We start from the raw sequence: 18,580 nt of genomic DNA, 5'->3' as shown, positions 1-18,580 counted from the left end.
GATCTGCCTTACCGGAACGGCGGTGCATAGAGGTAGCCGCCATCTCGCGTCAGCTTGTTGGGACCCCGTGGCAGAGGCATTGTGGAGCCCGGCCCAAAATGACGATCAAAAATCTGACCGTAGTTGCCGACCAGTCTGAGAACATTGAAGGCCCATCGGTCGGACAGGGACAACATCGATCCAAAAGTGCCGGTCTCGCCGAGCAGTCGACGGGTTTCTGGATCAGAGCTGTGAGCATGATCCTGCAGGTTCTCGGTGGTGATGCCTTTCTCCTCGGCTGCGAGTAGGGCAAACACGACCCAGCTGATAATGTCGCGCCAGCTTGAATCGTTCGCTCGAACGACGGGGGCCAAGGGCTCCTTCGAAATCGTTTTGCTCAGAATTGCGAACTTCTCAGGTTCATTCGCCATTGCACGCACCGATACCAGAATGGACCTGTCGGCCGACACTGCATCGCAGCGGCCCGACAGGAAAGCATTTCTCCACTCGTCGGCGTTTTGGAAGACGACCGGCTCGTATTTGAGGGATCGGGTCCGTAAGTAATCTTCGAGATTTTGCTCGCTCGTCGTCCCAGGGAGGAGGCAAACTGCCGCGCCAGCGAGGGCATTGATATCATCTGCAGCGGCCAAATCTGATCGTGCCATGATGCCCTGACCATCATGAAACACGACGGGTCCGAAATCCAAGCCGAGCCGCGTATCTCGGGTAAAGGTCCAGGTTGCTTGCGCGACCAGCACGTCAACCCGCGTCGATCGCAGCGCCTCGTATCGGATGTTCGTGTCGAGCGGCACGAAATCCACCTTGGTGTCGTCGGCAAAAATCGCCGCCGCGACAGCTCGGCAGAGGTCGACATCAAACCCGCGCCGGCGGCCCTGGCTGTCAAGGTATGAAAAGCCGGGTGCGATAGGCGAAACCCCGCATTCTAGCCGGCCGCGCTTGTGAACCTGATCCAGCGTTTGTTGAGCCGCGGCTGTTCCTGCAAGACCAGACAATGCAAACACCACGGCCAACCAAAAGAACTGAACCATAATGCACCTTCGCCACACCAGCCTCGTGTTAACCACGGCCGGCCAGAACAATTGAACCATAAAATTAGTACGTAACGTACCGATCGCCACACCAATCTTGTGCTGAAAAGACTCATTTGATAGGGCGTCATCTGTATTGATGGACAGGTGCTAATGCATCTTCTCGACGAATTTCGAAGCAGTTGGTCGACGCTAATCATTCGGTGGCAAGCCGAGGGATGTGATCAGAACCCACTGATGGTGCCGACTCCGGAGACCGTGTCGATCGAGAGCGATGCGGTACGGATTATTTCAGCTATTTTGACATCTGATGGTCGCTTCGATGAGGAGCTATTCTTCTCCGCTAGACAAATTCGCGACCGTCATGTCGGCGCGAAAATTGATCTTCGAGCGGTCGTCGACCTGAGCAACAGGTGCCGTGTCAATTGCGGGTTCTGTCCGATGCGCCGCGACAACTCGCATGAGCTTCCGACGACCAAGGCAAGTGCGGACAAGATCGTTGAAGCCAGCGAGGCTGCCTACGCGCTTGGATTCCGGCAGCTGTTCCTGCAATCAGGTGAGGATACGACCATCATCGAGCCGGTGCTGGATGCTCTCCATCGGATTCTTGCTCGACATTCAGACTGGCACATCATTCTGAACCTCGGAAGCCACCGCTTGGATGTTTACGAGCGGCTTCGCGCCGCTGGCGCAAGCGGCTATCTGATCAAGCATGAGACGGCGAACCCCGAATTGCACTTGAAGCTGCGTGAGGAGCCACTTGCGAAGCGCGTCCATCACATGCTGCTCGCGCGTCAATCCGGCATGTACATCGGGTCGGGAAATATTATGGGCCTGCCGGGGCAGACGATCGAAGACGCGGCTCGCGATCTTCTGTTCCTTGGACGAATCGATAGCTCTCGAATGGCCAGCTCGGCTCCCTTCACCTCCTCTCACGATTTGCCGCCAGAGCTGCAGGTCACGGAAACGGGGTTATTTGAACGGACCCTGCGCTTCCTTGCGCTTTTGCGCCATTGTTTCCCGTTTGCGCGAATCCCATCAACCAGCAATCTGGACAGTCCGCAATTGTTGCGACCCGAGGGGTTGCGAAAGTCAGGACAGGCACTGGGAATCGATGCCGGCGCCAACGGAATTACAGTTCAGTTTACGCCGTCCGAGATTGAAGATCAGTATGGGCTATACGCGCGCGGCGCGGAAAAGCGGCAGGATGGATATCTTGTCCGATACGAAAAAGCACGGTTGGTGTCTCAACAGACCGGCTTGCCCCTTGATTTAAAGCCTCGGACGATGTTCGCGGAGTCTGGAATTGCACGAAGTGCGAACGGCGCTGCATCAAGGCGCATGCAAGGTGACATGAGTGGTCGCGCGAGCTGATACGGTCAGTCTCCCGCTGCGTCGCGATTATAGAGGTGAGGAAAGTCATGATTGCAGGATTGAATGAGCTCATTGCGCGTTCGCGCAACCGTTTAGACGATCTTAATCGCTTGCGAGATCTGGGAATCGTGGCAAAGGGCGCGGATTTTTCACCGAGCGGCGTGCACTACCCACCGATAACGAAATATGCGCCGATCACTGAAGATGAGATGTTCGCCGACTATGTCATGCCCGATGACGGGCGGCTGGACGTGTATGCGCACATCCCCTTCTGCAAGACACGCTGTACATTCTGTCACTATCCGCTGAAGCTCGGTCCGAAGATGATCGAGGAGAAAGACCGCTATCTCACCGCGCTCGAGAAGGAGATGGATCTCTATCTCCGTAGGCTGGGCGTGGATCGGATCAAGCCTCGCTCGATCCTGGTCGGCGGAGGTACGCCGACTTTCCTCACTCCCGCGCAGCTCAGACGATTCCTCGATTCATTCAACAAGCGCGTTGATCTCTCGTCGAGCACGCAGTTCAGCTACGACGTGGATCCCAATACGCTCATCGGTCCCGACGGAGCCGAACGCCTCAGCATGATGCGGGACTACGGTGTGCATCGGCTGACGATTGGCATTCAGTCGCTCAATCCCGAAGTCCTTCGCCTCATGAATCGCCATCACGGGCGTGAGGAGGCGTTGTTAGCCATCGAGGCGACGAAGAAGGCCGGCTTCCAGGTGAATATTGAATTTATCTTCGGCTATCCGGGACAAACGCTCGAGAATTGGGCGGAGGTGGTAGAAGAGGCGTGCCAGCTCGATGTAGAGGAAATTCAACTATATCGACTAAAGGTCGAGGCCTATGGCGACTATCAAGGTCCGATCAAGCAGGTGCTCGAGAAGAAGCGTCAGCCAGTGCCGACCAACGAGGACGCCATCGTCATGAAGCAGCTGGCGATCGAAATTCTCGCGCGGCATGGTTATCGCGAGCAGATCCTTCGTCGCGTTTTCACGCGTCATCCGGAGCACTACTCGCATTATGCGCACAATCAGTGCTGCCGCCTGGTCGATGAAGTAGGATTCGGACTGAGCGCATTCAGCAGCCTGCGCGACCGCTTCGTGCTCAACACGGCGGACTTCGACGAATATTACGCGAAGATCGAGTCCGGGCAGCTGCCCGTCAATCGCGGGCTGGTCAGGAGCAAGGAAGATCTGATCCGTTGGGCCGTGATTCTTCCGCTCAAAAATCGCACGATCCGGGAACGTGACTTCAGACGGGTGACCGGCCGCGAGCTGGACGGCGTATTTGCGGACAAGTTCAATCTGCTCAAGGAGGAAGGACTCGTTGCGAATACCAAATGGGGGCTGACACTCACTACGCTGGGCTGCTTCTTTGCCGATGAGATCGTGCAGCAGTTCTTCGAGCCGCATCATCTGCCATTTGCGCCGGACGACTATGCGCCGGGTCCTCTTCATCCTCTCAACCACGCAGAGATCTTCGGCTCGCAGCTTGAAGCGGCAGTGTAGGTCGACGCATCCCGAAGTGACACGGCGGGCATGTCATCGGCCGCTTTTGTTCGTGATGCGGCCAGGGTTCAGGCGCTACGCTGTCACCTCGGTAGGCACGGCCCAGGGAGAATGTGAGGTGGAATTAGCCCCGAGAAGGCGTGACGCGTTGCCAACGGTGTCTGTAGTGATGCCGGTGCGGGGAGATGGCCGGTTTCTCGAAGACGCACTCAAAAGCGTGTATCGGCAGTGCGAAACGCGCCTGGAGATTATCTGCGTCGATGATGGATTGACGCATCATGCTGAGACCGTCATCCGTGAATTGAACTCGACCGCACGCAATATCCGCATTCTGCGCAACAGCGGGCGTGGCATCGTCGCAGCCCTAAATACTGGCTTGCGCGAGGCGTGCGGGGAGTTCGTCGCGCGGATGGATGCCGACGACATATCCCTGCCGAACCGTTTTGCCGCTCAATTGGCCTTCCTACGAAGGCATCCCGACGTCGCCGCCTTAGGAACTCAAGCGATGCTGATTGATGAGGATGGGAAGGTGGTGCGCAGGTTGCGCACCCCAGTGGGCAGTGCGCGTCTATACCGAGCTCTGGATGTCAGCTGTGCCATCATTCACCCCACGGTGATGATGCGGCTGGCCGCAATTCGGAAGCTGGGTGGATACCGGGTTGGGTTTGATGGAGCGGAAGACTACGAACTTTGGCTGCGATTGCGTCGGGTCAGCAAGCTTGACAATTTGCCGGGTCCGTTCCTGTTGTACCGTAGTCACACAGAGCAGGTCAGCGTCCGAAACCAGCTGCGCCAGGCGAGGATGGCTGCGATCGCCAGCGTTGGGCACCGGCTCCTCAGTCGCTCTGGTGTCGATCACCTCGCGGCGATCACATCATACGGGAGTTGGCGGTCCGCATTCGGACCAGCTGGCCCGGCCGCGGTGGACGAGGTCAGGGGCTTGACCGCCTGCTTGCTTGCAGACAATGGCGGAACGAACCGCAGATCGGGCGCCCGATATCTCGACCGGGCCTGCGCCAAGGCGGGAGCGCACGGCTCGCCTTACCTGCGCAACAGACTCGCGCTCGCCTGCGTACGGCATCAGATTTCGCTGGCTAGAAGCGGCAGGAGGATGGATGCACTTATAGCGGCGGCCACGGACCTTTCCAGATGGCGAACCCGTCTTGTCCCTGCGTATTTTCTGCAAGCAAGCGCACTTTGGCGATCCCGGGAGGCATTGAGCGCCGAGCGCAGCGCGTGACGTCGGTGAGTCTGCGCTCGTCTTAATCTTCGTCAGCGCTAAAGCCGAAATCCGCACGCCAGCTGCGCTTAAGGAGTTGGCGAGCTGCATCGATAGGATGTCTGCGCGCAAATGCGACACCGCCTGGATTGTCCCAGTCATCCGGGTGGCACCAGATGTCCCATTCGCGTCCCTTGGCGGCGTAGAATACACCGTATGCATCCTGCGCCGACCGTAGTTCGAGTAAAATATCCGGCCTGTCGAGGTGCAGGCTTTCGACATCGTCCGCCTGCAGCTTGAGTTCGCAGCAGTCGTCAATAAATTCGTGAAGCTGTGGATCGTCCTCAGGTACCATCGCTTGCCTACTCGCTCGCTTCCTTACATGTCGGAGGTATAGGGGATGTTGAAATAAAGTTGACCATGAGAAAGACAAAAGCAAGCTGCTTCAAGTTATCTAATCCTTTTGGTTGGGCGATTCCGGCCCCAGCTCCACAATACGTTAAACTATGAGTAAGAGATGATTCTTGTCACTGGAGGTGCCGGCTATATTGGATGTCACGTGTGCCTCGAGTTGCTGAATGCTGGCTACTCTGTCGTTGTGCTCGACAACCTGATCAACAGCAGCATCGAGGGCTTGCAGCGCGTTGAGAAAATCGCGCGAGGTTCGCTGAACTTTGTGCGAGGGGACATCTGTGATCGTGCGACTCTCGGGAAAGTCTTTCAGTGTTATCCGATCGACTGCGTGATCCACTTGGCAGGCCTGAAGAGTGTAGCGGAATCAATGCTGCATCCTCTCGCATATTACCAGACCAATCTGGTCGGATCCGTCAATCTGTTCACTGAGATGCAAGCCAGCGGCGTCCGCCGGATTGTATTCAGTTCGTCGGCCACGGTCTATGGCGAGCCACAATTCCTGCCGCTGACGGAAGAACATCCTCTGATCCCCGTCAATCCGTATGGGCGGACCAAATTGCTGGTCGAAGATATCTTGCGCGCCCAGATCGAAGCTGATCCGCGCTGGGGCGTTGCGATTCTGCGGTACTTCAACCCGGTCGGAGCTCATGAAAGCGGCATGATCGGAGATGATCCATCAGGCATTCCCGCCAATCTGCTTCCCTTTGTTGCCCAGGCGGCGGTCGGACGACACGAACGAGTTACCGTGTGGGGGGATGATTATCCGACCCCTGATGGAACGGGAGTGAGGGACTACCTGCATGTTGTGGACTTGGCTGTGGCTCATGTTCGGGCGGTCGCGCATACGACTGGTTCGGGCTTGCTTGAGGTAAATCTCGGAGCTGGGCGCGGTCACAGTGTTCTTGAGGTGATTAAGACATTCGAGGAGATCTCGGGCCGAAAAATTCCGTTTATTGTCGGCAGCCGTCGTCCTGGGGACGTTGCAATCAGCTATTCGCATCCGCGAAAGGCTCAGGTCTTACTGGGCTGGAAGGCCGAGCGAGATCTCCATGCAATGTGCAGAGACCACTGGAGATGGCAAAGAAAGAACCCGATGGGGTATCACTAGTTGGCTGACGCCTTCGCAGTCGACCAACAAGCTTCTCTGGAGTCTTAAGCCGCGGTGTTGCATCCAATCAATCTCATGCTGTGGTATTGGGGGCGGCGTGGATTTCCAGTGCGGATGACGCAGGACCTCATTCGCTGCCTGTCCAAACGCGACGATGTCCGATTGACGGTGTCCCTCTCTCGAGATGGGGAGAATTTCGCCGAGAGCGAAGCCGCATCTGCGTGTGGTTATCACGTTGACACATTTTCAAGCCGACTCGGAGTGGTTGCTGCGCTTGTTCGTCTGTCCAGGCAGATGCGCGAGTTTCTTCGGTTCGTTCGACTAAACGATGTCGATGTCGTGTTCGCGGTTATGCGTCACCCGTTCGGTCCGTTGGTGTTTTCGGCCCTTCGGCGGCAGAAGAGACGGGTAGTATTGGTGGTTCACGACGCGCTGCCGCATCCTGGTGACCCCCTTCCGTTTTGGCACATCCACTTCAACCTCGAGCTTCGGGCAACCGACGGCATCGTGGTGATGAGCCAGGCCGTCGCCGAGACGATGCGCCGCCACTATCACTATCCCACAGAGCGAACATTCTTTATGCCCTTGCCGGCACCGCAGTTTCGGGGCCCGCGAGTTCCTCGAACAGCACCGCAATCGCGCCCTTGGCGTTTGCTTTTCTTTGGACGCATTCGTCAATACAAGGGGCTCGAACTCTTCTCTCAGGCCTACAGGCTTCTGCAGCAGCAGTTTTCCGTTACTTTGCAAATCCTCGGACAGGGAGAGTCTCCCGCCCTGGCTTGGCTGGCCGACGATCCGTCGGTCACCATCAAGCAAGGATGGGTTCCGGAAGAGGATGTCCCTTCCGTACTGGAGGAGGCGGATATCCTTGTGCTGCCTTACATTGAGGCAAGCCAGTCGGGCGTGCTCATGTCCGGGTTCGCCGCAGGACTACCTGCTGTGGCGACGCCTGTTGGAGGCATTACCGAGCAGGTTCTCTCAGGCCACAATGGATTGCTAGCACGCGCCGTGACGCCCGAAGCCGTTGCCGAATCGATCGCCAAACTAATTTCAGACGAAGATCTTTACGCGCGGTGCTCGTCAGGAGCGCTAGCTTCCGCGGCAGACGCGTTCAGCACTTCTCGTGCAGTAGATGCCATTTTGGCAGCATCGCGCGCCATTCGCGAGATGCCACCTCGATGACCCGTTGCACGGCGGCGCCTCTTCCTCAAAGCTGGCGCTCGCGGAAGGATGAAGAGAGCAGCGGCCGAGATCGCCGAACGTAGTTGGTGCTCCTTCGGATCACCGAGGTTATGTCGGGGGGCTGGAACAGGATGAAAAAGCCATGAGGGTCGCGTTCGCTCTATCCGCCGCGTGGATGGTCTTGGCCGGTTGTTTTGCCAACGGGTGGGCAGTTAGAAGAGCAGCCCAGCTCACGAACGCTCAGATCGACGCGTGCTTGGTAGCATATGCTCGGGTCTTCCAGGCGCAAGGCGATGCATGGACTCCCTGTTGGGAGGACTTCGACAAGCGCTTCTTGCACAATGTATCCACCCATTGGCTAATTGCCGGCACGGCCGCACTTCCGCCCGTGCTTTCAGCATGGCTCTGTGCTTATGCGTACAGTCGAAACAAGCGGAGAATTTCAACCGCTCGTCGCGCTGACGGCAATCTCTAAGCGTTCAGGGCAATTGGCCAGCCGCTCCGTCGACAGACGTTGCCTCACGCTGGAGGAGTCTGTCGGCTGAGCGCTTCCAGTTGATCGCGACTGATGACCCTGCCGTGCTCGTCCTTTATGACGATGCTTTTGAAACCCTGGGCCTCAAGTTTTAGGATTCTATTAAAAGCGTCTTGCGCGCTTGCAGGTGGAAATGCAAATGCCCCAGCGGGTCCGGCCGCATTGATAGCAAAAGGCATGATTTGGTCCTCTAAAAGATTCCATGATGGCCAAATGAAAACTCAGAGACGAACGCCAGTTACCACCGCGTCTGATCGTGGTCACGGTCATTGCGGATCGTACGCTGCGTACAAAGAGTCATGGTTCTCCGACTCCAAGATGCGGTTTATATAGGCGTCCGCAAGAGCCGCTCGGTCATCATCCAACTGATTCACAAACCACAGCGTCGTCTCATATTCAGCGACGTTAGTTCAACGTCGATCGGGCGCGCCAATCGAGGGTGATCCGTGATATGGGATGGCGGATCAGCCGACGATGCAAGGCGCAAGAGCGCCAGCGCCGATGCAGGGTTGAGCACGCTGAGGGGCTCTGCTAGAGAGTGGCCGGCCACGGGCAAGGGGGATTGTCGGGTGCCACGTGCTCTCCTCCAGAGCGAGATCCAGTTTTCTGCAACCTTAACCGAACGGCGGATGCGGGCGCGATATTTCGCGTTGGAGGTCCTGGTTGAGAATGTCTCATCAGGTAGATTACGACGCTAAATATATCCGGCGTTTTTGATGGCAGCTGCAATGTCCAACATGAGGGGTGGCGGGTGGTAAGCGCGTATCTTAACGAGGTTAGCTTGCGTGGTGAGCAGCGAGCCCGTCATCGAGTCTGGCGGTCAGACGTCAACGATGCGCGCGGAACTGTTGGCGACCTTCGAGAGGCCGTTAGCCGATGGCCGTTGTGGAGCCGCCTCGCCTGGCAGGATGTTCTACTCCGATATCGGCGTTCAATCATTGGTCCGTTCTGGCTGACCTTGAGTATGGGCTTCACGGTAGCTGCGCTGGGTGGCGTTTACGGTGATCTGTTCGGAATTGGCCTCATTGACTTTATGCCGTATCTGACGGCCGGATTGCTCGTATGGGGCTTGATGCAGGCTTGCATTTCGGAAGGATGCCAGACCTTCATTGAAGGCGAATGGATCATCAGGCAAATGAACGTTCCGCTGCTGATGTTTCCGCTGCGGGTCGTATGTCGCAATCTGGTTATCTTTGCCCATAACCTCGTAATTTATGTTGCCATTTTGTTGATCTTTCCTGTCCACGTCGGATGGAGCGTGCTGGCCGCTCTTCCGGGTCTCTTCTTGCTTCTCCTCAATGCTGCATGGTGCGCAACACTTCTGGGTATGCTCTCGGCACGTTTCCGTGATTTGCCGCAGATCGTGGCCAGTGTGCTGCAAGTTGCATTCCTTGCCACCCCGGTAATTTGGCGTTCCGATCTGATCAACCATAAGGCGGTCGTTCTCTTCAATCCCTTCTATTACTTTCTTGAAATTCTGCGTGGACCGCTATTGGGGCAGGCTCCTCCCATCTCAACCTGGATAGTCGTTCTCGTCATCACGACGGGTGGGATCCTCGTTACAAGTCTCTTTTATCACTTGCGACGTTCGCGAGTGCCGTTTTGGGTATGACGTAAGATGGGTGCCGTCTCGATAGAACTGAACCGCGTATGGCTCGAGTATCCAATTTATGGGCATCGATCATTGAAGAACGCGTTGCTCCGCTTTGCAATGAACGGGCGTCGTCCGAAAGGAGATGTCACCTGTGTCGGAGCGCTCAAGGACATAAATCTCAGGTTTGATGACGGGGACCGCGTTGGCCTTATTGGAGGCAACGGAGCAGGCAAGACAACAATGCTACGAGTGCTTGCGGGTGCGATGTCGCCGACTCGCGGCAATGTGCAACGCATCGGTTTTACCTCCACGCTGTTTGACGTGTACCTGGGCATGAACGGGGAAGCGACCGGGTGGGACAACGTAATGCTTCGCGGCTTGTTTCTCGGTCTTACCCCCGACGAAATCCGGGCCAGAACTGAAGATATTGTTGCTTTCAGCGGTCTGACCCATGATCAGCTGGATCGGCCGATGCGGACATTTTCAAGCGGAATGATGCTAAGGCTGGCTTTCTCAGTTGCGACGTGCGTTAGCCCTGAAATCCTCCTAATGGACGAATGGATTTGGGTGAGCGACGCAAGCTTCATTGAGCGGGCTCAGAAGCGAATGACTGAGATGGTTGATCGAGCCAAAATTCTGGTCATTGCGACGCATGCCGACTATTTGATTCAGCAGCTGTGCAACAAAGCTGTTCTTCTGTCCGAAGGTGAGGTCAGAGGGGTGGGGCCCGTCGATGAAATTCTCTCAATCTACCATGGCAAGAATGGCGCGGGTTGATCGTGCGGCAAAAGCAGTGCGGGCCTCACGCGTTGCGCCAATGGAGTGGGGCGCGAGTCAGGCAGTATTGTCCTTGCAGATGACGGGTCCTCTCAGGAGGACATGCACGCCCAGCCTTGCCCTAATCGTCCGCTGTCCGCAAAGAGCATCGTAGGACTGGATTGTCTCCCTCGTCAATGAAAGGTTCAGGGTAGGTGAAATGGGTGTCGGATATCACGGCCTGCAGATTGCCCTCCTGGGAAAAAAGAGGGGAGTGAACTTTTCGCGGACGATTTCGATCGCACGCCAACATCACTACCTGGACGCGGCTACGCTCCAGTCGATGTTTGTTCGATTTGGACTTTCGTTGACTGAGGGTGAACAGGCAGGGGTCCTGCATGGCCCTTTTTCGGAAGGACTCTTCAGAAAACTCGGTGCAACCCTGGTCGACAGCATCGATGCCTCCGACTACGAAGGAGCCAGCATTATACACGATTTCAATGAGCCAGTCAGTCAATCGCTTCATCGGAAATACACCGTGGTTGTCGATTTTGGCTCGCTGGAGCACATCTTCCACTTTCCGAACGCCATCAAGAACGTCACCGATTTGCTTGACGTTGGTGGCCACTTCATCAGCATGTCGGTCGCAAACAACTTTATGGGGCATGGCTTCTACCAATTCTCGCCCGAGCTGTTCTTCAGCTATCTTCCTGCGAACGGCTTCTCCGATCTGGAGATTTATCTTGTCCCGTTTCGGATCTTCCCCTTTTTCTTTCGCGTAGCCGAACCCCGAGAGCTGGGTGGGCGGGTCGAGTTGGTAAATTCAGAGCCGGTGCAGATTGGCGTGATTGCACGAAAGGTGAAGCACGTTTCAAGCCCGGTGATCCCGATGCAGTCTGACTATCAGCAACAGTTTTGGCGCGGGCGCGATGTCAATCGAAGAACTAGGGGGGCGTTCGTTGATCCAAAGCTGAGCCAAGCGATGTCTGAATATAAGGCGCGTTTGGCGTCCCTTCTTGCCTGGCCCGAAACCGTTTCGCCGGAGCTTGTGAACGGGTTCGAGAATAGTCTCCAATATCAGCTGGTCGATCCAGCCAAGGAATAGACGATGAAGGCAAATGAGATCATCAGGTCCGCGCGCAAACGCGTTGGTGAGGCGTTTTACAATCGGCAGGCAGCTAAGCATTTGGTTGAGTGTCTCTATGGGGGCAAGGTCGAGCAGCTCGAGTGTTACAAAAACAGCGACGTACTAATTCCAATCGTGCCGGGCATTACGTCGCAGACGATCGCTGCGTCGATCCGTGCTGGCACTTACGAGGCTCACGAAGCCGCCCTGCTCGAAGGCCTCATACAGGAGGGGGAGATTATCCTTGAGATCGGGGCCGGCTGCGGCTTCATTTCAACGGTCTGCGCGAAGAATCCTCACAGTAATGCGGTGCATTGTGTTGAGGCGAACCCGGGGCTTATCGACTTGATAAGATTAACTCATCGCCTCAACGGTGTGAGCGCAGTCGTGCAAAATGAAATATTGGCGAAGGAGGATGGGGAAACAGACTTCTTTGTACATCCCGACTTTTGGGCGTCAGGGACGCACAGCTTCTTGGGCACCCCAATCAAGGTGCGGACGACGTCCTTTCAAAGACGACTCAATGAGTTGCGGCCAACAATGTTGGTTGTCGATATCGAGGGTGGTGAAGTCGATCTTTTTGATGACGTTGATCTCACCGGTTTACGAAAAATCATGATCGAGCTCCATCAGCCAACGATAGGAAGGTGTGGGATGAAGAAGGTCTTTGATGTTCTGTCTGCGCAGAAATTTCACTATGACATGTGGCACAGTACGTTCTCGGTTGTCACGTTCTCGCACGTTGATCGATACTAGTCATAATCCATCGTTGATGAGTGGCCGAAGCAGATGACCTTGCCAGCGCGTCGCCGCGTCGCAGTATTGATCAATGACATGAATGCAGCCGGCGGGATCCAGAGGGTTGCAAGCAAATTGGTTCGAGACCTGGGAGAGCGATACCAAACGACGCTGCTTTCAGTCGAACCTCTTGCAAGTCCCATCTTCTATGAAGAAGGTCTTGATTTTCAAAGCTTGGAGTTGCGACGTAACAGCGTATCACATGGCAGGCTGATAGCTGATCTCGTTGCTATGGGACGTAGGCTGCGTCGTCGTGTTCGTGAACTAAGAATCGATACCGTGTTGGCGCTGTGGTACGACATGGCGACTGTGGCGGCTTTCGCGCTTCCATCCTCGGTCAAGCGGGTTGGTTGCGAGCATATCTCATATTCGCAGGCCACTCCGTCGTGGCGCTTCATTCGTTCTGTCTCGTACCCCAGGCTGGATGCAATCGTTGGACTGACCCGCGAAGACCTTCCGCTTCTTGCAAAGATAGCCAAGCACGCCGAAGTCATCCCAAACTATATCGACGCCACTCCTGTTCTCAATGCGCAAGATCGGCAGAAGATATTGCTGACGGTCGGACATTTGGATGCGCGCAAAGGCGTCGATCGTCTGCTCTGGGCATTGAAACAGACGTTAATCGATCATCCCGACTGGAAGCTTGTGGTAGTAGGCGGAGGTGAGAAGGGATACGTCGACTGGGGTTACTTGGATTACGTCGCCACCCTAATAAAGCTTCTGCAGTTGGAAGGACGCGTCGAATTCCATCCGGCGACCAACCGGATCGAGGATTGGTATAGAAGGGCATCGGTCTACGTGCTTGGCTCGCGAATGGAAGGCTTGCCAATGGTGCTGATTGAAGCCAAAGCGTACGGACTTCCCATTGTGTCGTTTGACTGTCCGACCGGCCCCAAGGAAATTGTCCGCGATGGGATAGATGGCTATCTCATAAGAAATGACAGTTTCGCGTTCGGCGAAGCTGTCGCTGCTTTGATCAAGGATGCGAACCTTCGGGGTCGAATGAGCGACGCGGCTCTTGAAGATGTTCGCCAAAGGTTTAGTTCTTCCGTTGTGCTGAACAGATGGCATGAACTGATTGAAGGCTTGCATGTCAAAGAAGGCGTTCTGGGACGCCGTAGCGAAGCGCCAAGCTGGCCATAGTCCCGAACAAGTGAGGTGGCCTGTCAGATCGAGAAGAACCCAGGAGAGCCAGCTGTTCAATTACAGTGTCATTGTGGCGCCCTGTGAGGGGCCCATATCCTTCGAGACGGACGGCTTGCTGGCGTGAGCAAGTGTGATTTGCACTTGTCGTTGCTCCAATGGCGACCATTGTTTCACCACTTGCGTTTGACGACCGCGGTTCCCGGTCTAGTTGGTTCCTCCGGCTAACGCTGGTGTCCGGTCGAAGCGGGGTTGCATTTCACCGATACGTTCCAACGAGAAGCGCCTTCAACCTGGAAACAAAGCGGGCTAACCAATCATCCTTCTTTATCCATTCAAGGACATCCGCCTCGATTGCGTTCCATTCCTCCTGGATCAGGAATCTGGATTTTATCTGCGTTTTCGTCATCTGGTCATCGCCTCACGTCAGCTCTGCCATTGCTGTGGGTTGGTGGACAGTGGTGACGGTCATCTAGCGCAACCTCAATCCCGGATGATTACCGTCAGTCCGTACGATTCGGACTAAGTCGCGCCCGCGACACGCGCGCTGGTCGTGGATATACTGGCTGGACATCTTTCGACCGGGAATGGTCCCGTGGTGCGTGCGCGGCGAGGAAGTAAGTTGCGCGTGCTCGTGGTGAGCCAAAAACCTCACTTCTCAATTTGGCGATCGACATGTCAGGGAAAGACTCAGACCGAGAACGAGAATTCCTTATGGTTGCTGTTGCAGCAGTGATTCTCCTCGCGCTGGCAGCGCTCGCAACGAAATGGATGATTAGCCAATACCGATTTGACGAAGAAGAATGATCCTTTGATTCCGCCGCTGCCGCACGGCAAATTGGGTGAAGCGAATGCCTCCAGTGTTTGGAGCTCCCGCGGCCCCTACCTAATACACGGCTGCAGGCGTGATGGAGCACCGCTATGGCGGTTGGCCCAGACTAAAGTGTCATGTGAAGTGAGGGGCTGACGTGCGTATTCCGACAATCGCGGCCCCTCGCTATGACGGATTGCGATCACCCGTTCCGATCCATCGCGACCAGTGCGGTGGTGCCCGTCAGGTGCATTTCTCGATCTCCCTTAGTCACCAGGAGGGACCCCGCGCGCCGCGGAGTGCCCCACGGCCACGCAACAGCGCGCGTGGCCCTTGATGACCCACGGGCGCGGGGCGGTCGACGGGCTGGTGATGCGCCTCATATTTTTGCTCTCGTGGGCGGCTTGCCAGTGGCTGGCGTTGTGGCCGCGGCTGGCGCCAGTCACTCCTCGTAGGCTTTGATCGTGCCCATCGACGGGCCGTCGAGCTCGATCTGATATGCGCGTTGTGGGCGATACGATCCAGGACGATGTCGCCGACGGTGGCTCACCAATAACCTCGAGCCAAGTTGCCACAGTGAGCTGGCTGGTGATGCGGATGAAGCCGCGGCCATCGCGATCCTCGACGATGCCATGAGATCGCGCCGCTGGCTTGGAAAGGAGCGGTTTGGCGTGCGTCCCATTTGGGACGGTGTGTCAGGCGTCAAACGCCGCGCAAGCTGAAGCCGCGGCCTATCCGCGCTCTCCAGAAGACAAAAAAGGCCCGTCGTTTGCCCAACGGGCCTGTATTCGTTGATCCCTCATTCAGGGTCACTTAGATCTCACTCGCAAACGCGAAGCCTTCGGTATCGCCAACCGTAGTCGGTCCACACGCGCCGCCGCACGTAGTAGCAATCTCCATAGGCGGAACCAGGTCCGACGAATACGGGTGGTGGAGGTGGCGGCGGCGGCGGTCCAAAGCCGAAGCCGGGACCTGGCGGCGGAGGGAATGGTTGGGCTGCGGCGGCTGATGCGACGAGCGCACACCCGGCTACGACCAACACAAGGCTACGTCTCATTTAACAACTCCAAGAAAAGGGTGAGCCTGGAAATGCTGCGCTGACCCCGATGAATGGGCAATGAACCGGACGCGATGGATTCTGAGTTTGGCTATGTTTCTCCTGGGCAAGAGGTTTCGTGCGGCGGCCCCGCGACCATCAAACTCGAGGAGAGGACAATGGTGCAGAAGGTGATTGAGGAAAGTCGTGCTCATGGTTGTTGTCGCTCAAGTAAGTGTCGCAGTCCTGGACGACGCGAGCGAAGCTGACGATAACGCTGCGGTGCAATTTGTAGGAAGGTGTAGCGGTGGGGGCGACCCGCAACCATACTTCAATGGCACCTTCGCAGTAGACGCCGAGAATGCCCTGCAATCGAACAAATGCCGCAAGACGTTTCCGCAGTCGCATCCATAGTCCAAGATGTGCCTACACCTCAAGTGTTGAGCATCCCAGGCCGCACCCTCGCTCCAAAATGGTCTTAAAAAAATGTCAGGTGCTAGGTCGATTACAAAGCAATAATCGCTGCCCTTGATGCAGTATTTCAGTACGTTTCGTACCGTACGATCCGCATGCTCCTCCCTGGTCCAGACAGGACGAATCGAATCGAACCTCGGTTCGAGAATCGCTTCGCTTATTCAATCGTACCGCAGATGCAGCACGAACACTGCGTTGATCTGTGATCGTTGACGGAGACGCGTCGTAACAAATTGAACCTCGAGGTGTACTTCGCAACATGTTTCATGATACGGTTTTCCTCGCGTTTGAGGCGGGGGAGATACAGTACATGAAGAAAATCATAGCTGCGTCATTTATATCAGCACTGCTGTGCCCTGGTGAGATTGCGGCCGCAGATCTGATGACGAAAGCGCTGCCAAAGGCTCAGCTCACCACGTTCGATTGGAGCGGTTGCTATGCCGGGGGCAGCATTGGGGGCGCATGGGCGCGACACGTAGGCCTAACGGATGTAGAAGAGCCGGGCGATGTCGCGACATATCCACTCCAGAGCGGATTTGTCGCCGGCGGCACACTAGGTTGCAATCTGCAGATAGTCGGATCGCCCGTTGTAGTTGGACTCGAAGGAAACGGCGGATCTCTACGCCTCACCGGAAGCGGGCCTGAAAAATTCAATACGGCTATCGTGTCCAGTACGAAGATTGGTAACTGGTACGCAATGATAACCGGTCGCGCTGGGTATGCTTGGAAGCAGGTCCTCTTCTACGTCAAAGGCGGTGCTGGATTCACTGAAGTTGTGAGCACGGTCACACCGCCAGTGCCCGGAATCGCTGGGAGCGCAAGCCGCGACATCAACAGTTGGACGGCTGGGGGAGGCATTGAATGGGCAATCAATGACCGTTGGAGCGCAAAGGCCGAGTATATGTTTGTTGATCTGGCGAATACTGCAAACATTGTCCGGCTGGCACCGTCGCCCAACGTCGCGACGCCCACGTGGTCCCACGATTTTGGCGCCGTAAACCTCGTTACCATTGGCCTCAACTATCGCTGGGGTGGAGGGCGCTAGGCTAGCTGTGACCCATGCCCTCTGTCGACAGGCTAGATTGCGAGCGGTTAACGATAGCCCACGAGTGTCCGGCGCGTCTTGATGGCTCGTCCTCCCGCCGCAGCAGGACGAACGGCCGGCGGTAACCGAGCCGCCGCTCGTTGGCGAGATCTCGCAACCGGCCGCGCAGCGCCTGTCCGGAGCGCGGCTGGGACGATAATGTATCATCTTCCGATCCGCGCGCCCACGGTCGAGCAGGCCCGCCGTTCCGACAGGTCCTCTGCCTGCATCAGTCAGAAGCTTCTTCAGCTTCGCGTTCTCCTCTTCCAAAGCCTTCAGCCGTTCGCCTCGGAAAACGTCCATGCCGCCGATGCATTGTGCGAAACGGAATGTGTGCGCGCTCTGCAAACGTGCTCCAATTACGTTCGTAATCGTACACTTCGTATCGTCGCCCGATATTAAAGCTGCACTTGCGTTCGTATAGTTCGCTCTTGGTGTGCCCGCAGGGGGCATTTCCGCGACAGGTTCGATCGGTGTGCGAGGATTTGAGGCAACAGATATTTCTACGGAAAGCCGGTCGCGATGGCATATGGCTCCGCCGAGCGACGCGTTGGTCGACAGAGGCGAGGCTGCGGTGCTGCGGATTATCGAGGAGACTGTCGAGCCGGGCGAGACGGTCTAGTTGGTGGCCCGGCGTAACGGCCTGGCGCCTAATCTTCTCTCGGGTTCGGCTACATCGAGGGTGTCACCCACGACGACCAGCGTTATGCATTTTGCCGGTCTCAACGTGCTCGACGGAGACATCATCGCTCAATGCAAGGCCCACCATCTCTACCCGGGGGGCGTCGCCTTGCGTCACATCGATGCTAATGTGCTGGCCCAACGGCACATCCATTTCGCCGTCGACAATTACGCCAGTTGAAATTCCCGCAAATGTCAGTTGCCTGTTGGGTCTAGCTTGAATGGCATGATTGATCCCGCCGGTGACCCAAACTCCCACGAAGGACATATTGCCGTTCCTCTCACCACCTTGCCGTTTCTATCCTCCAACGGCAACGTCGGCAAATTGAACGTAGTCGTTTCGTTGCCTGGTCCGGCACGTGAACCGAGTTGGGTAAAAAGCTCGCGATAGACCGCGCGATCAACTTCTGCGCCATTGCAGACCAACCAGCCCTCAAGCGACTTTCCCACATAAGAGTGCCAGTAGTTCAGAATCTCACCTGAGACTCCAGGTCCCAGAACAATCAATCCGGGCTTCTCCTGGGCTTGCAATGGCAGCGGGGACAAGAGCGCGGCAAGCGCTCCAAGGAAGATACGTCGATTCAACATAGCTGGCATCAATCCGGACGAACGTTTGACTCATTGCAGGCGGTCGCCACGGCGCGCCTGGTAGGCGATCTCAGCGGGGTTGTGCTTTCTAACAATCCCCTCATAGTCTAGCGGACCA

15 protein-coding genes and 1 pseudogene are annotated in these 18,580 nt (G+C 56.4%); 11 read left to right on the top strand and 5 right to left on the bottom strand.

Annotated features, from left to right (window positions below; all coding sequences use genetic code 11):
• Positions 1 to 8 precede the first annotated feature (8 nt).
• Entirely contained in the window at positions 9 to 1,028 is a 1,020-nt protein-coding gene (locus P6U30_RS27985; protein ID WP_407166074.1) for an amino acid ABC transporter substrate-binding protein, read from the bottom strand.
• 153 nt (positions 1,029 to 1,181) lie between these two features.
• Between P6U30_RS27985 and P6U30_RS27980 the strand changes: the two genes are divergently transcribed.
• From P6U30_RS27980 to P6U30_RS27970, 3 genes are all read left to right on the top strand, one after another.
• Positions 1,182 to 2,402: a radical SAM protein gene (locus tag P6U30_RS27980; protein WP_407166073.1), complete on the top strand. Its 1,221-nt coding sequence runs from the start codon at positions 1,182 to 1,184 to the stop codon at positions 2,400 to 2,402.
• Positions 2,403 to 2,449: 47 nt separating this feature from the next.
• Positions 2,450 to 3,913 carry a coproporphyrinogen-III oxidase family protein gene (locus P6U30_RS27975; protein WP_407166072.1) on the top strand — a complete coding sequence of 488 codons (1,464 nt, stop codon included), beginning with the start codon at positions 2,450 to 2,452 and terminating at the stop codon, positions 3,911 to 3,913.
• A gap of 118 nt (positions 3,914 to 4,031) precedes the next feature.
• On the top strand, positions 4,032 to 5,153 hold the full coding sequence (locus tag P6U30_RS27970) for a glycosyltransferase (protein ID WP_407166071.1): 1,122 nt from the start codon (positions 4,032 to 4,034) through the stop codon (positions 5,151 to 5,153).
• Between the two features lie 22 nt (positions 5,154 to 5,175).
• Here the strand turns inward: P6U30_RS27970 and P6U30_RS27965 are convergent, their stop codons facing one another.
• Positions 5,176 to 5,487, bottom strand: coding sequence for a hypothetical protein (locus tag P6U30_RS27965; RefSeq protein WP_407166070.1), 312 nt, complete (start codon positions 5,485 to 5,487; stop codon positions 5,176 to 5,178).
• A 162-nt stretch (positions 5,488 to 5,649) separates the two neighbouring features.
• On the opposite strand from P6U30_RS27965, the gene galE reads away from it, so the two are divergent.
• The 8 genes from galE (at position 5,650) to P6U30_RS27925 (ending at position 17,154) form a co-directional block, all read left to right on the top strand.
• Complete coding sequence (gene galE / locus P6U30_RS27960) at positions 5,650 to 6,654, top strand: UDP-glucose 4-epimerase GalE (protein ID WP_407166069.1); 1,005 nt, start codon at positions 5,650 to 5,652, stop codon at positions 6,652 to 6,654.
• Between the two features lie 114 nt (positions 6,655 to 6,768).
• Positions 6,769 to 7,836 (top strand): glycosyltransferase family 4 protein, encoded by a 1,068-nt coding sequence (locus tag P6U30_RS27955; protein WP_407166068.1) that lies wholly within the window; start codon positions 6,769 to 6,771, stop codon positions 7,834 to 7,836.
• 1,316 nt (positions 7,837 to 9,152) lie between these two features.
• A complete protein-coding gene (locus tag P6U30_RS27950; protein ID WP_407166067.1) occupies positions 9,153 to 9,983 on the top strand; it encodes an ABC transporter permease in 831 nt (276 codons plus the stop codon).
• A 6-nt stretch (positions 9,984 to 9,989) separates the two neighbouring features.
• Entirely contained in the window at positions 9,990 to 10,742 is a 753-nt protein-coding gene (locus P6U30_RS27945) for an ABC transporter ATP-binding protein (protein ID WP_407166066.1), read from the top strand.
• A 199-nt stretch (positions 10,743 to 10,941) separates the two neighbouring features.
• On the top strand, positions 10,942 to 11,826 hold the full coding sequence (locus tag P6U30_RS27940) for a hypothetical protein (RefSeq protein ID WP_407166065.1): 885 nt from the start codon (positions 10,942 to 10,944) through the stop codon (positions 11,824 to 11,826).
• Between the two features lie 3 nt (positions 11,827 to 11,829).
• Positions 11,830 to 12,603 carry an FkbM family methyltransferase gene (locus P6U30_RS27935; RefSeq protein WP_407166064.1) on the top strand — a complete coding sequence of 258 codons (774 nt, stop codon included), beginning with the start codon at positions 11,830 to 11,832 and terminating at the stop codon, positions 12,601 to 12,603.
• Positions 12,604 to 12,636: 33 nt separating this feature from the next.
• Positions 12,637 to 13,788: a glycosyltransferase gene (locus tag P6U30_RS27930; protein ID WP_407166063.1), complete on the top strand. Its 1,152-nt coding sequence runs from the start codon at positions 12,637 to 12,639 to the stop codon at positions 13,786 to 13,788.
• 2,580 nt (positions 13,789 to 16,368) lie between these two features.
• Complete coding sequence (locus tag P6U30_RS27925; protein WP_407166062.1) at positions 16,369 to 17,154, top strand: outer membrane protein; 786 nt, start codon at positions 16,369 to 16,371, stop codon at positions 17,152 to 17,154.
• Between the two features lie 79 nt (positions 17,155 to 17,233).
• Here the strand turns inward: P6U30_RS27925 and P6U30_RS27920 are convergent.
• From P6U30_RS27920 to P6U30_RS27910, 3 genes and pseudogenes are all read right to left on the bottom strand, one after another.
• Positions 17,234 to 17,502, bottom strand: a pseudogene (locus tag P6U30_RS27920) (IS3 family transposase); the annotation flags it as partial.
• A 376-nt stretch (positions 17,503 to 17,878) separates the two neighbouring features.
• Positions 17,879 to 18,142: a hypothetical protein gene (locus tag P6U30_RS27915; protein WP_280978394.1), complete on the bottom strand. Its 264-nt coding sequence runs from the start codon at positions 18,140 to 18,142 to the stop codon at positions 17,879 to 17,881.
• Positions 18,070 to 18,462 (bottom strand): phage tail protein, encoded by a 393-nt coding sequence (locus tag P6U30_RS27910; RefSeq protein WP_407166061.1) that lies wholly within the window; start codon positions 18,460 to 18,462, stop codon positions 18,070 to 18,072. Before P6U30_RS27910 ends, P6U30_RS27915 begins: the two co-directional genes overlap by 73 nt.
• Positions 18,463 to 18,580: the final 118 nt, after the last annotated feature.

Origin of the sequence: Bradyrhizobium sp. ORS 111 (assembly GCF_045571485.1) — a bacterium.
Taxonomy (GTDB): Bacteria; Pseudomonadota; Alphaproteobacteria; order Rhizobiales; family Xanthobacteraceae; genus Bradyrhizobium.
Note: the sequence above shows the minus strand (reverse complement) of the source record. Positions and strands in the feature narration are given on the sequence as shown.

Bases quoted from the DNA above. Each gene is read 5' to 3' on its own strand.
- P6U30_RS27980 (WP_407166073.1), top strand. From the start codon at position 1,182: ATGCATCTTCTCGACGAATTTCGAAGCAGTTGGTCGACGCTAATCATT.
- P6U30_RS27935 (WP_407166064.1), top strand. From the start codon at position 11,830: ATGAAGGCAAATGAGATCATCAGGTCCGCGCGCAAACGCGTTGGTGAG.
- P6U30_RS27945 (WP_407166066.1), top strand. From the start codon at position 9,990: ATGGGTGCCGTCTCGATAGAACTGAACCGCGTATGGCTCGAGTATCCA.
- P6U30_RS27975 (WP_407166072.1), top strand. From the start codon at position 2,450: ATGATTGCAGGATTGAATGAGCTCATTGCGCGTTCGCGCAACCGTTTA.
- P6U30_RS27985 (WP_407166074.1), bottom strand. From the start codon at position 1,028: ATGGTTCAGTTCTTTTGGTTGGCCGTGGTGTTTGCATTGTCTGGTCTT.
- P6U30_RS27925 (WP_407166062.1), top strand. From the start codon at position 16,369: ATGTTTCATGATACGGTTTTCCTCGCGTTTGAGGCGGGGGAGATACAG.
- P6U30_RS27930 (WP_407166063.1), top strand. From the start codon at position 12,637: ATGACCTTGCCAGCGCGTCGCCGCGTCGCAGTATTGATCAATGACATG.
- P6U30_RS27915 (WP_280978394.1), bottom strand. From the start codon at position 18,142: ATGTCCTTCGTGGGAGTTTGGGTCACCGGCGGGATCAATCATGCCATT.
- galE (WP_407166069.1), top strand. From the start codon at position 5,650: ATGATTCTTGTCACTGGAGGTGCCGGCTATATTGGATGTCACGTGTGC.
- P6U30_RS27955 (WP_407166068.1), top strand. From the start codon at position 6,769: ATGACGCAGGACCTCATTCGCTGCCTGTCCAAACGCGACGATGTCCGA.
- P6U30_RS27910 (WP_407166061.1), bottom strand. From the start codon at position 18,462: ATGTTGAATCGACGTATCTTCCTTGGAGCGCTTGCCGCGCTCTTGTCC.
- P6U30_RS27940 (WP_407166065.1), top strand. From the start codon at position 10,942: ATGGGTGTCGGATATCACGGCCTGCAGATTGCCCTCCTGGGAAAAAAG.
- P6U30_RS27965 (WP_407166070.1), bottom strand. From the start codon at position 5,487: ATGGTACCTGAGGACGATCCACAGCTTCACGAATTTATTGACGACTGC.